Here is an 11970-nt window from a genome sequence, read left to right on the forward strand (position 1 = left end):
ACAAAAACAATCGGCGAATACCAGGAACGGCACGCGACTATTACTGCGGTTGAATACCCTGACCGAAGATTCAGCGTGGAAACGACGAATTAGTGCGATTACCAGGCGACGCCGACCGCGTAGCGCGACATCAGCCGACAACCGAGCCGTTCTTTGACGTCGGGTAGTCCTTTCCCCCAGATAAGTCCCTGTTTCCCCTCCGCGACCGCCCAGCCGACCGTCCGGCGGAACGCGTCGAAGTACAGGTGCTTGCGGCCGCCCTCCTCCACCGGCAACGCACCCCACCGATGCACCAGCGGCCAGGTCGGGTGGTCCAGAATCGTGAATGCCGCCAACAGGTTTCGATCCGCATCGTGGTAGTGCACGGCCAGCACATCGGGGTGTGACAGCAGCCGGTACAGCCACTCGTCGGGCATCCGCGGCGCCCGGCCCAATCCGTCGTATTTCTCCTCGGTGCGACGGAACAGGCCGACGAGCTGGTCGGCGTCCAGGGCCTCGGCAGGGCCGCTGCCGGCGATCAGGTCGTGGTCGCGGGACAGCCAGCGGGCCTCGGCGCGCAGGCTGCGGCGGCGATTCGAGGACAGCGTGCTCAGCCAGCCCGCCTCGTCCGGCCAGGCGATGGGAAGTACCGCGGTCGGGTTCACCTCCCTGGTGACCTGGACGACGCCGAGGCCGTCGGCCTGCTCGCGATCGAGCTCACGCCACAGGGTGGCGAGCACCGCGTGCCGGTAGCGGGTGCGCAGTCCCCGGGCCAGCACGCCGAATAGCTCGGTCTGCCGCGCGGGATCGGCCACCCACCAGCCCGGTTGGCCGGTGCTGCCGGGTGCCGCGACGTTGGCGAGACCGAGCATCCAGCGGGCCGCCGCCATCGCGACGATGTCGGCGCCCTCGTGCACGACCACGATGCCGAACCGGGTACCGGCGACGGCCAGTACGTCCCAGGCCCAGGTCGCGCGCAGCCCGGCCGCGCCGCGCAGCGCCTCCCACCACGGTGGTTCCGGGTCGCGACGGGGGTCGAGGATGTCGACACGCTGTTTCATAGCGCCTTCCGCGTCTTGATGTTCGTCCTGAGCCGCGGCAACGTCGATGCCGCTAGTACGGCGTAGGACGCGACCAGTACCCAGAGCGCCGCCGGTGGTCCGTGCGCGGGCACCAGCACCGCGGCGAGCACCAGCACCGCACCGAATTGTGTTGCGGCACTTGCCGCGGCGACGGTCAGCTCGCGGCGGCCCGCGTTTTCCAGGATGAACAGCGCGAGGCTGATCACCGCGTGGATGGGGATCTCGAAGCAGAGCAGTAGGGCGATAAGCGCTGTGGCAGAAAGGTTCCCGGCCAGCCCGGCCACGAGGGCGCAGCCGAGTACGCCGGAGATCAGTGCCGCCGTCAGCAGTCGCCGGGCGAGGTCGATGCCGGATTGCCCGCCCGCACCGCGCAGCCGCAGCGAGGACACCGGTTGGTAGATCCGCAGCAGGTAGAGCGTCAGCGATCCGGCGACACTCGAAATCAGCAGTGCCAGATACAGAGTGGTGCTGCTGTCCCGTTGATCGCTCAGGGCGAGGACCGCGTACAGCACGCCGACGCCCGCGCTGCCCAGCGGTTCGTACAGCCCGAGCATCAGTTCCGTGCGCACAACCGCGGCGGTGACTCCGCGTCGCGGGCGAGCCAGCAGCGAGATGACGGACGCGGCTCCCCTGGCCGACCATGCGGCAACGCCGAGGGTGACCACGACCAGCAGCGCCAACTCGCCCGTCGGCGAAAAGCCGCCGACCGCGGCAGCCACCACCGAGGCCGCGAGCAGGACGGCCAGGACCAGGAAGCCCCGACTGTCCCGGGTGGGTCGCCCCGCGGCGCGGTGTACCGCGACGGCGACCGTCATGAGCCCGACGCCCGCGCTCCAGGCCGCCGCCAGCGGGTAGACCACCGCCGCCGATCCGGCCGTCACGATCACCAGGAGCACGGCGATCACCAAAGGAACAGCCGCCGTGAGCAACGCGGTCCGTACCACCGCCGCGGCCGTATGCGGCAGTCGCGGAACCAGTTTCAGCACCGCCTTCTCCGGCCCCGAGCTGAGCAACGCGATCCAGGCCGTCGCGCCGACCGCGCTCGCGTACACCGCGAAGACGTCGGCGCCCCAGATCGCCAGCAGCCCAAGCGCTATGCCGTGATAGGCGATCCGGAACCCGCCGCGGCCCGCGACGAGCGACACCACCGTCCTGGCCGCGGGCAGCGTCGCGGGAGTCGACACCATCAACGCGTGCGGTCGGCCGCTCGTTCCCGGACGCTCGCCGGGCGTTGCCGCGCACTGCCCGAGCGCCGCCGCAGGCCGTCACCGATCCGCTGCCAGAACCGATCCGGGAGAAGCACGATCGCCCCGGCCAACAGCAGGTGGACGACGATGAACGCCATCGCCTCGTTCCGGCTGGCGACGTGACCGAGCCGCACCGTCATGTGATCGGCCCAATCCCAGCGGTCGGCGAGCGGCTTGCCGCGCAGCAGCTGGAACGCGAGATCTTCGAGGCCCGAGAGCATGATGAGGATTCCGGCGTAGCTGACCCGACGCGTCACGGCGGGGATCGCGCCACCCAGCCTGAGCATCAGCGCCAAGCACAGGATCAGCAGCGGGACCAGTATTCGCATCCAGGAGTACAGCCGGTTGAAATCGTCGTCGAGGGCGGCGGCGAAGATCTTCGGGACCAGGAAGCAGAACACCACGACAAACGCACCGAGGGCGCAGATTTCGACGAGCCGGCCGCGCCGGAACCAGGACGGTTGCAGGCTCGCGATCGTCTCGGCGGCCAGGACGAACGGGATCAGCGAGGCCAAGAGCGTCCAGAGGTTCTGGATGTTGTGCTGGCGGCCGGTCGCCCACCACACGAGTCCTGCGGCAACAACCGCCAGGGTCGCCAGGATCGTCGTGCGCAGCGCGGGGCTCATGCCGCACCGCTCAGGTCGAAGCGCAGGGTCGCGCGAATGGCGGCGGCAGCAGCGGCGGCCTGGTCGGGGTCGTCGGCGACAACGACGAAGTGGCCCAGTTTATTTGCCGCATTGTGGTACGGAAGTACCTCTTGTCCGGCGCTCGCGAAGAGGATCAGCTCCACTAGTTCCGGGACCGCCGAAGCCTCGTCGGCACCGACGACTTCGGTGACCACGCCTGGGTGGTCGGTGTAGAGAACCTCGGATACCGCTGCGCGCGAACGAGTCTGGGCGACGTCGGCCGGGTCGCCGGTCGCCGCGGCAATCGAGGCCGCGACCGTGTCCACGCCGTAGGCATGCCGGACCAGTTCGCCGAGCCCATTGCCGCCTACTCGGGCACCCATCTCGATCAAGTGCATTCGACCCGCGGGATCGATCAGCAGGTCGATGGTCAGTGGGCCGCGTTGATAGTCCAGCTCGGCGACCAGCGCGTTCAACACTTCGGTCAGCTCCCGTTCTTGTTCTGCGGTGAGGTCGGCGGGCACCCGGTGCGCGGTGGTCACGAAGTACGGCGCGGGGGTCATGGTTCGCGCGCTCACTCCGACGAACGCGATCTGGCCTCGGTCGACGAACGCCTCTGCGCTGTAATGCTTTCCGGCCAAGTATTCCTCCACGATCACGCCACCGTCACTGGCGAATCGCGCTGCCTCGCGCGCTGCGGCGGCGACCTCGGATGCGTCGTCGCACACCTGAATGCCTCGGCTGCTCTGCGCGTCCAGCGGTTTCACCAGCACCGGAAATCGCAGTGCCGCCGCCTGAAGGGCGAGTTCGCCATCGGCGGCTCCGGCGACATAGCCGTAACTCGCGAAACCCAGTTGATCGCACACAGCGCGGAAGTACGACTTGTCCTGTGACGCACAGACCGCCGCCGCAGACAGATCGGGCAGTCCCCACCGCCGAGCCAGCTCCCGCTGAGCGGGCAGCCCGGTGTCACTGGCCGGCGAGAGCACGCCGACGATATCGGCGCGCCCGTCGAGTTCCCCCGCGATCAGCCGCGGGTCGCGGATGCTGGCCAGCACGAATTCATCGGCCAGCGGGCGCGCCACGGCGTCACCGCGTCGGTCGACACAGATTGTGCGGTAGCCGAGTTCCCGGGCGCGGCGATAGGTGGACGCCGAACCGTCCGCGCCACCGAGGATCACCAACGTGCCCGTCATCGCGCGCCCCCGCCGACGCTGATCCGCTCCAGGTGCAGCCGATCCGCCGCATCGATGGCCACGTCGGATTCGCGCACGTAGTACAACGCGCGTCCGTCGCGGCTCGACGCCATGACCGAATAGCGCAGCAGCAGAGCCATTGCCGGGAGCATCGCCAATTGCACCGACAGCACCGCCGCGCCGGCACCGAACACACTCAGCAAGACCACCGCCACGAACACGCCGGCGCACAACAACATCGCGGCTCCGGCCGCCAGCGCGGTCGAATGCCCGACGTACAGATCGAGGGCGTGCCGCGCCAAACGCAGAACCGTGAATTTGGACGATCCCGCTCGACGCGCCTGATGCGCCGTCCGCACGGTGACGTACCGATCGGTGACGGCAGGCAGCGAGGCCATGAAATATGGCGCGGGACGGCGCAATTCGACGATCCGCCGAGCGACACCGGTACGCACCAGCCGGAACGTCGTCGCGCCTGGCGGCAATTCGATGCCGAGCACCCGGCGCGCGATCAGATCCGACAACGTCGATCCCCACCGCCGCAGCAATGGATCAGCACGCTGATCGCGCACCCCGAAGACCGCGTCCACCCGATCCGACACCGCTTCGATCAACTTGTGCGCCTGATTCGGATGACCTTGCAGGTCCGCATCCACATGCAGCACCCACGGTTTCGTCGCGTACTTGTAGCCCGCCGAGAACGCCGCCTCGAACCCGAAATTGCGGGCGAACGAGATGTAGTGCACCCGTTCGTCCTTGGCGGCGAGGCCGGTCACCAGCGACAGCGTCGCGTCGGTGCTCCCATCATCGACGAACAGCACCTCGATGTCGTACCCACTCAGTTCCCCGACGATCGCCTCATGCGCCGCAACGATATTGGCTTCCTCGTCCCGGCACGGGACGACAACGGTCACGCTGAACATCGCGAACGATGCCGTCACGCCGTGGCCGTCTCGCACGGCTCCGGCGCGACCCAGTGGGTGCCGCGGGTCTCGATGAACCATTCGATCGTGCGCCGCATGCCGTCCTCGAGCGGCAGCAGCGACGCGGGGTCGACGCCGATGGCGGGCAACGTCATCGGATCCGCCCGGACCGTGTCACCGGGGATCTCGCCGGGCCGCATCGGCAGGTCGACGATCGGCACTCGCGCATAGCCCAGCTCGACGCACTGGTCGATGATCAGCTCGGCGACCGACCGGATCGACTGCGATCGGGCCGGGCCGACCTCCATCACCGCCTCCGGTACGACGCCGTCACCGGCCGACTCCAATGCCGAAACCAGCACGCGCGCAACATCACCCACCCACACCATGTCGGAGAGCTGGACCCCGCCGCCGTAGAGTTCGACCGGCAGGCCGGACAGCGCGCGGCAGATCACCGCCGGGGTGAACTTGCGGACCTTGCCCTCCCCGAACGGCGCGGCCGCGGTCTGCCGCGGCCCGTAGGCGTTGACCACCCGGACATTGGTGACGCGGGTGCCACGGTAGGCGTTGAACATGTGCACGAAGCGTTCGACGGCGGTCTTGGAGATGGAGTAACTGTTGTTCATCCAGTGATTGCCGACGCAGATGTACACGCCGGGCAGCTCGTACTGCGCGACTGCTTCCAGAAAGTTCAGTCCGCCAACGAGATTCGTCTCCGCCGCCGGGCGCGGCTGCTTGATCGTCTCCTGCGTGCCGAGCACGGCGGCGAGGTGGATGATGCCCTCGCAGTGCGCGGCGAGTTCGGTCATCGAGGTCGAATCGCGGATATCGCCGAGCATGACCTCGTACGGTTGCCGGCGCGCATGTCGTCGGTGGTCGAAGATCACCGGCTCGTGGCCGCGGCGCACGAGTTCCTCGCAAACATAGGAGCCGATGAATCCCGACCCACCTGTGACGCCGACCTTCATTCTGTTGTACCACCTAGCGCTATCTATCCGGCCATCCGTCGGTAGTGCCGACAAACTGGCCGCGTGTGTCCACATTGTCCGGATTTTGTCCCGATCCGCGCAGCCGCGGATGACGCGCACGGAGATGTGCGACACAGCCTAGAGAGCGCCGAAAGCCGCCGAAAGCCATAGTTTTCGGGGGGTCGGCCGAGCGCGCCGAGACCTGTCGGTCAGCGCGGTGACCGCACCTCCCCGGGGTGCTCGGCGACATGTTTCTTGGCCGCCGGATAGTTGGCTTTGCCGCTCGGTTGGCGCATCACCTCATCGACGATCCAATAGGCGCGTGGCGCTTTGTATCCCGCGATCTTGGTGCGCACGTGCGCGTCCAGCTCCGCGAGGTCGAGCCGAATTCCCTTGCGCGGCGCGATAACTGCGGCCACCGATGCGCCGAACCGCTCGTTCTCGACGCCGACCACCAATGCGTCGAACACGTGGGGTGAGGACTTCAACGCACCCTCGACTTCCTCCGGATAGACCTTCTCCCCACCGGTATTGATGCATTCCGAGCCGCGACCGAGCAGGGTTACCGTGCCGCCCTCCTCGTAGCGGGCGTAATCGCCGGGCACGACGTAGCGCGTGCCGTCGATCTCGATGAAGATCGTCTTGGTCTTCTCCGGGTCCTTGTAATAGCCGATCGGCACATGTCCGCGCCGGGCGATCCGGCCGACCGCGCCCGGCCGCACCTCGATCAGCGCACCGTCGTCATCGATGAGCGCGGCCTGGGCGTTGAACTTCACCCGCGGCCCCTCGGTGTGGTCGGAGTCCTTGGTGACCACACCGAGTCCGGTGCCGCCGCTCTCCGAGGAACCGATCACGTCGGTGATGAACAGATTCGGGAACAGCTCGAGGTACTGCTGCTTGATCGAATGCGAGAACAGCGCCGCGTTGCTGCTCAGCGCCCACAGCGACGACACGTCGTACGGCTGTTCGCGGTAGGCGTCCAGCAGTGGCCGCGCCATCGCGTCGCCGGCTACCGCCAGCACGTTCACCCGATGCTTCCCGACGGCCCGCCACACCGCGTGCGCGTCGAACTGCGGCACGTAAACGACCGTGCCGCCGGAGTTCAGCGCGATGAACGTCGCCCACTGCGCCGCACCGTGGATCAGCGGCGGCAGCGGCGCCATGACGATCCCGGCCGGTCCGGACTTCGCGCCCTCCGCCAGTTCCCATTCGTCGGCGACGTATTCGCCGGTGACGTGGTTGATGCCGCCGCCGAGGGTCCGCCACACGTCCTCGTGCCGCCACATCACGCCCTTCGGGAAGCCGGTGGTGCCGCCCGTGTACAGCAGGTAGAGGTCGTCGGCGCTGCGCGGCGCGAAGTCGCGCACCGCCGCCTCGCCGGCCAGCGCCGCCTCGTACTCGGTGCCGCCGTAGCGGGTGTAGTCCCGATCGGTGCCGTCCTCGACGACGAGGACGTCGGTGAGCAAGGGGGTGTGCGGCAGTACCTCGGCGACCACGTCGGAATAGGCGCGTTCGTGGATCAGCGCCTTCAGGTCCGCGTTGTCGGCGATGTAGCGGACCTCGTCGGCGACGTAGCGGTAGTTCACGCAGACCACCGCGGCGCGCAGTTTATAGGTCGCGAACATCGCCTCCAGCGCCTCGATGGAGTTGCGCGAGTACACGCCGACGTGATCGCCCTGGCCGATGCCGCGGGTGGCGAGGTGGTGCGCCAGCTGATTCGCGCGGTCGTCGAGTTCGCGGTAGGTGATCTGGCGGTCCCCGCAGATGACGGCGATGCGGTCGGGCACCGCGTCCACCGCGTGTTCGAGAAGGTCAGCGACGTTGAAGGCCATGGCAGTCAAAATAGAACTGGTTCTAGTTTTGGACAATGAAACCGGCCGTGGCAGATCAAAGTTGGCAGCTTCCTGTCAGATTCGGCCCGAACGGCGCACACCCAAGATCGACATAGGCTGGGGGCATGTCGATTCAGAGTCAGCTCGAACGAATCTTTGTGGGTCTCAACGCATCCCTGTATCGCGTCAGCGGCGGGAAGCTCGGCGGCAAGATGGGGCAGGCGCCGATTTTGTTGCTCAATACCGTCGGGCGCAAGTCGGGTCAGCGGCGCACGTCGCCGCTGCTGTACCGGCAGAACGGTGACCGCTACCTGGTGGCCGGGTCGCATCGTGGCGCCGCGACGCATCCGGCCTGGGTGCTGAACCTGCGCGCGAATCCGGAGGCGGAGGTCGAGATCGGCAAGCAGACGATCCCGGTCACCGCCACCGAGATCACCGCCGCCGAGCGCGATGCCGCCTGGGCCGAGCTGGACGCCATGTACGCCGGTTACGCGGATTACCGCACCAAGACCGACCGGACCATTCCGATCTTCGCGCTCACCATCCGCTGAACCGTCACACGCGGGTCGGCACGGCCTGGCCGGCCCGCGACTTGGAAATGATGCCCAGCTCGGCCGCGCGCACGCCGAGCTGGAATCGCGTCGCGACGCCGAGGCGCGTCATGATGTCCGCGACATATCTGCGGTAGGTGCGCAGTGACACCGAGAGTCTGCGCGCCGCGACCTCGTCCTTCAGTCCCGTACTCATCGCGTCGACGACGGCGACCGTCAGCGCATCGAATTCCGCGAGCTCTCGGCCGTCGCGCATTTCCCCTCCAGGACATCGTGCTTTCCCTTCCTTGGAATACACCGCCGACGCCGGTCGCAGTACCGCGAATCCCGCTGACCAGACATCTGGGGATCCCCATCCGGGCCCCTGGCCCGGCATTCCCCCAGCTGAGCCGATGCGACACGGGCGCAGCTATGACACTCACCTAGCGTTCGTCACGTTCGTGTCATACCGTGGGGTCAAGGCAGCACCCGACCGATGGGGAATTGGCATGACCGTCGAGCAGAACACTCGCGCACTTGAACAGGACATCGTCACCGACTTCAGTTCCCGCCTGAGTTATGGCGGGTATCTCGACCTGCCGACGCTGCTCAGTGCGCAGCATCCGGTCAGCCGGCCGCAGCATCACGACGAATTGCTGTTCATCATTCAGCATCAGACGACCGAGCTCTGGCTCAAGCTGATCCTGCACGAAACCCGCGCGGCGCGTACGGCTTTCGAGGCGGACGACATCGGGGTCGCGCTCAAGTGCATTGCCAGGGTGAAACATATCCAGAAGACGCTCACCGAGCAGTGGTCGGTGCTGGCGACGCTGACGCCGACCGAGTACGCCCAGTTCCGCGATTGCCTGGGCAATTCGTCGGGGTTCCAGTCGTATCAGTACCGCGCCGTGGAATTCATTCTCGGCAACAAGAACGCGTCGATGCTGAAGGTGTTCGAAGCGGATCCGGTCGCGCACAAGGAATTGCACACGCTGCTGCACGAACCGAGTCTCTACGACGCGTTCTGGCAGCACGCGGCCCGGATCGGGCTGGATGTGCCGCGTTCGACGCTGGACCGGGATGTCACGAAGGCCTACGTGCTCGATCCGGATCTGCTGCCGCTGGTGAAGTCCATTTACGAAGCCCCGGAACATAATTGGTCGGTCTACGAGACCTTCGAGGAGCTGGTCGACCTGGAGGAGAACTTCCAGCTGTGGCGGTTCCGGCACATGCGCACGGTGCTGCGCACCATCGGCACCAAGCGCGGCACCGGCGGATCGAGCGGGGTCGGGTTCCTGCAACGCGCGCTCGACCTCACCTTCTTCCCCGAATTGTTCGCGGTACGCACCGAGATCGGACGTTGACGAAATGACCACCGCCACCGACGATTTCACCACGCGCGCAACGATTCTCGACACGGCCGACCCACTGCGCGACTACCCGAGCCGGTTTCTCGGCAACGACGATCCGGAGATCGTCGCCTATCTCGACGGCAACTCGCTCGGCCGGCCCACCCGGGCGACCGCGGATCGCCTCGCCGCCTTCGTCACCGAGGCGTGGGGCGGCCGGCTCATCCGCGGCTGGGACGAGCAGTGGTTCGACCTGCCGGTGACGATCGGCGAGCGGATCGGCGCGTCGATCCTCGGGGCCGCGACCGGCCAGACCACGATCGGCGATTCGACCACGGTGCTGCTGTACAAGGTCGCCCGCGGTGCGCTGGCGCTACGGCCAGGCCGCACCGAGATCGTGCTCGACCGCGACAACTTCCCCACCGACCGCTACCTGCTGGAGGCGATCGCCCGCGAGTTGAACCTGACGCTGCGGTGGATCGAACCGGAGTTCACCGGCGGGGTCACCGCGCAGGACGTGGCCGAGGCCGTCTCCGAGCGCACCGCGCTGGTGGTGCTCAGTCACGTCGCCTACCGGTCCGGGTATCTGCTCGACGCCCCCGCGATCTGTGCCGCCACCCACGATGCCGGCGCTTTGCTGCTGCTCGACCTGTGCCATTCGGCGGGCGCGGTGGAGATCGAACTCGATTCCTGGGGCGTCGATTTCGCGGTCGGCTGCACCTACAAGTATCTCAACGGCGGTCCCGGTGCGCCCGCGTTCGCCTACGTGCGCACCGAGCATCTCACCGAGTTCACCCAGCCGATCTGGGGGTGGATGGGCCGCGAGAGCCCCTTCGAGATGGCGCAGGGATACGTTCCGGCCCAAGGGATCCGGCGGGTGATCAGCGGAACGCCCGCGATCATCGGCATGCTGCCGATCGAGGACACCCTCGACCTGATCGACGAGGTGGGCATGGCGGCGGTCCGGACGAAGTCGATGGCCCTCACCGAGTTCGCGCTCGAACTCGTGCGATCCTGGTTGTTGCCGCTCGGCGTCTCGGTATCGTCACCGACCGACCCGGATCGCCGCGGCGGCCACGTGACGATCGACCACCCTCAGTTCAAGGAGATCACCGCCCGACTATGGCAACGCGGCGTCATCCCGGATTTCCGGCCGCCCCAAGGCATCCGGATCGGCCTGAGCCCGCTGAGCACCACCTATGCCGAGGTGCTCGCCGGGGTGGCGGCGATCCGCGATGAGCTCACCGCGCGCTGACCTCGCGGGCGCGGTCCTCGACGACATCGATTCGCGGCCGGGCAGCGCGACCTCGCTGGCCCGGACCGTGCTCGGCGCGTATGTCCGCGATCTCGGCGGCTGGATCGCGATCGCCGACTTCAGCGGCCTGCTGGCCGGGCTGGGCGTGCCGGAGCAGAGCACCCGGACGGCCGTCACGCGGCTGAAGAGCAAAGGGGTGCTCGACGCCGAATCCCGGGGCGGGCGCAGCGGATACCGGATCACCGATGCCGCGGAGGCGATGTACTCCCGCGGCGATCCGCGCATCTTCGGGTTCCGGCAGATGGCCGACGGCGATGCGTGGCATCTGATTTCGTTCGGCATCCCCGAATCCCAGCGGGCCGCCCGGCATCAGCTGCGCCGCAGGCTGTCCTCAATCGGCTGCGGTACCGTCTCGGCCGGATTGTGGATCTGCCCCGAATATCTCGCGGCGGAGGCGTCCGCGATCGTCTCGGCCTTGGAGCTCGACGAGTACGTGACCTCCTTCCGCGCAACGGAACTCACGGTTCCGGGCACGCTGCGGGCGGCGGCGGCGCAGTGGTGGGATCTGGCCGCGCTCGCCGATCGGCATCGCGCGTTCCTGGACAATCATCGCGACATCGTGACCCTCGAAAAGCTCACCGACCGAGCGGCCTTCGATCGCTTCGTGCCGCTGCTGGACGAGTGGCGGATCATCCCGTATCTCGATCCCGGCCTCCCCGCGGAGATGCTGCCGGCCGACTGGCCCGGCCTGGACAGCGTGCGGCTGTTCGCCGACGCGCAACGGCGGTGCCTGGCGCCGAGCCGGCGCTGGGCGCGGGCCGGAATCGACGCCGAAATAGACGTAGGACGATAATCCTCGGAATACGAAATCTCTTGCCACTCAGTACCGTAAAGTGTGGCTCCGCGCCGCGCGACCGGGCTGAGCACGTGCGCTTATAGCTGTTTGCACATCAGGCCCCTTTGTCACTTCGCATGGCGGGACC

12 protein-coding genes are annotated in these 11970 nt (G+C 67.4%); 4 read left to right on the plus strand and 8 right to left on the minus strand.

What is annotated here, in order from left to right; translation table 11 throughout:
* Positions 1 to 98 precede the first annotated feature (98 nt).
* From AB0M22_RS32335 to AB0M22_RS32365, 7 genes are all read right to left on the minus strand, one after another.
* The gene (locus AB0M22_RS32335; protein ID WP_364734969.1) at positions 99 to 1040 is read right to left on the minus strand and encodes a hypothetical protein; all 942 of its coding nucleotides are present in this window, start codon (positions 1038 to 1040) and stop codon (positions 99 to 101) included.
* The gene (locus AB0M22_RS32340) at positions 1037 to 2248 is read right to left on the minus strand and encodes a hypothetical protein (RefSeq protein ID WP_364734971.1); all 1212 of its coding nucleotides are present in this window, start codon (positions 2246 to 2248) and stop codon (positions 1037 to 1039) included. The genes AB0M22_RS32335 and AB0M22_RS32340 overlap by 4 nt, the downstream gene beginning before the upstream one ends.
* Complete coding sequence (locus tag AB0M22_RS32345; RefSeq protein WP_364734973.1) at positions 2248 to 2934, minus strand: hypothetical protein; 687 nt, start codon at positions 2932 to 2934, stop codon at positions 2248 to 2250. Before AB0M22_RS32345 ends, AB0M22_RS32340 begins: the two co-directional genes overlap by 1 nt.
* On the minus strand, positions 2931 to 4130 hold the full coding sequence (locus AB0M22_RS32350; protein WP_364734975.1) for an ATP-grasp domain-containing protein: 1200 nt from the start codon (positions 4128 to 4130) through the stop codon (positions 2931 to 2933). The genes AB0M22_RS32345 and AB0M22_RS32350 overlap by 4 nt, the downstream gene beginning before the upstream one ends.
* Positions 4127 to 5071: a glycosyltransferase family 2 protein gene (locus tag AB0M22_RS32355; protein ID WP_364734977.1), complete on the minus strand. Its 945-nt coding sequence runs from the start codon at positions 5069 to 5071 to the stop codon at positions 4127 to 4129. Before AB0M22_RS32355 ends, AB0M22_RS32350 begins: the two co-directional genes overlap by 4 nt.
* Positions 5068 to 6021 (minus strand): NAD-dependent epimerase/dehydratase family protein, encoded by a 954-nt coding sequence (locus AB0M22_RS32360; RefSeq protein ID WP_364734979.1) that lies wholly within the window; start codon positions 6019 to 6021, stop codon positions 5068 to 5070. The genes AB0M22_RS32355 and AB0M22_RS32360 overlap by 4 nt, the downstream gene beginning before the upstream one ends.
* A 209-nt stretch (positions 6022 to 6230) precedes the next feature.
* The gene (locus tag AB0M22_RS32365; RefSeq protein WP_364734981.1) at positions 6231 to 7853 is read right to left on the minus strand and encodes an acyl-CoA synthetase; all 1623 of its coding nucleotides are present in this window, start codon (positions 7851 to 7853) and stop codon (positions 6231 to 6233) included.
* Between the two features lie 125 nt (positions 7854 to 7978).
* Here AB0M22_RS32365 and AB0M22_RS32370 point away from each other — a divergent pair, with 125 nt between their 5' ends.
* The gene (locus AB0M22_RS32370; RefSeq protein ID WP_364734983.1) at positions 7979 to 8404 is read left to right on the plus strand and encodes a nitroreductase family deazaflavin-dependent oxidoreductase; all 426 of its coding nucleotides are present in this window, start codon (positions 7979 to 7981) and stop codon (positions 8402 to 8404) included.
* Positions 8405 to 8408: 4 nt separating this feature from the next.
* Here AB0M22_RS32370 and AB0M22_RS32375 read toward each other — a convergent pair whose 3' ends face one another.
* Positions 8409 to 8660, minus strand: coding sequence for a hypothetical protein (locus tag AB0M22_RS32375; RefSeq protein ID WP_364734985.1), 252 nt, complete (start codon positions 8658 to 8660; stop codon positions 8409 to 8411).
* A gap of 232 nt (positions 8661 to 8892) precedes the next feature.
* Between AB0M22_RS32375 and AB0M22_RS32380 the strand changes: the two genes are divergently transcribed.
* From AB0M22_RS32380 to AB0M22_RS32390, 3 genes are read left to right on the plus strand one after another with little or no spacing between them, the layout of a single operon-like run.
* Entirely contained in the window at positions 8893 to 9747 is an 855-nt protein-coding gene (locus tag AB0M22_RS32380) for a tryptophan 2,3-dioxygenase family protein (protein ID WP_364734987.1), read from the plus strand.
* A 4-nt stretch (positions 9748 to 9751) separates the two neighbouring features.
* Positions 9752 to 10987: an aminotransferase class V-fold PLP-dependent enzyme gene (locus AB0M22_RS32385; protein WP_364734989.1), complete on the plus strand. Its 1236-nt coding sequence runs from the start codon at positions 9752 to 9754 to the stop codon at positions 10985 to 10987.
* Complete coding sequence (locus AB0M22_RS32390; RefSeq protein ID WP_364734992.1) at positions 10968 to 11840, plus strand: PaaX family transcriptional regulator C-terminal domain-containing protein; 873 nt, start codon at positions 10968 to 10970, stop codon at positions 11838 to 11840. The genes AB0M22_RS32385 and AB0M22_RS32390 overlap by 20 nt, the downstream gene beginning before the upstream one ends.
* Positions 11841 to 11970: the final 130 nt, after the last annotated feature.

Origin of the sequence: Nocardia sp. NPDC051756 (assembly GCF_040681495.1) — a bacterium.
Taxonomy (GTDB): Bacteria; Actinomycetota; Actinomycetes; order Mycobacteriales; family Mycobacteriaceae; genus Nocardia.

Coding starts and splice junctions, on each gene's coding strand:
- AB0M22_RS32360 (WP_364734979.1), bottom strand. CDS start 6,021: ATGAAGGTCGGCGTCACAGGTGGGTCGGGATTCATCGGCTCCTATGTT.
- AB0M22_RS32350 (WP_364734975.1), bottom strand. CDS start 4,130: ATGACGGGCACGTTGGTGATCCTCGGTGGCGCGGACGGTTCGGCGTCC.
- AB0M22_RS32390 (WP_364734992.1), top strand. CDS start 10,968: ATGAGCTCACCGCGCGCTGACCTCGCGGGCGCGGTCCTCGACGACATC.
- AB0M22_RS32340 (WP_364734971.1), bottom strand. CDS start 2,248: ATGGTGTCGACTCCCGCGACGCTGCCCGCGGCCAGGACGGTGGTGTCG.
- AB0M22_RS32365 (WP_364734981.1), bottom strand. CDS start 7,853: ATGGCCTTCAACGTCGCTGACCTTCTCGAACACGCGGTGGACGCGGTG.
- AB0M22_RS32385 (WP_364734989.1), top strand. CDS start 9,752: ATGACCACCGCCACCGACGATTTCACCACGCGCGCAACGATTCTCGAC.
- AB0M22_RS32370 (WP_364734983.1), top strand. CDS start 7,979: ATGTCGATTCAGAGTCAGCTCGAACGAATCTTTGTGGGTCTCAACGCA.
- AB0M22_RS32335 (WP_364734969.1), bottom strand. CDS start 1,040: ATGAAACAGCGTGTCGACATCCTCGACCCCCGTCGCGACCCGGAACCA.
- AB0M22_RS32345 (WP_364734973.1), bottom strand. CDS start 2,934: ATGAGCCCCGCGCTGCGCACGACGATCCTGGCGACCCTGGCGGTTGTT.
- AB0M22_RS32380 (WP_364734987.1), top strand. CDS start 8,893: ATGACCGTCGAGCAGAACACTCGCGCACTTGAACAGGACATCGTCACC.
- AB0M22_RS32375 (WP_364734985.1), bottom strand. CDS start 8,660: ATGCGCGACGGCCGAGAGCTCGCGGAATTCGATGCGCTGACGGTCGCC.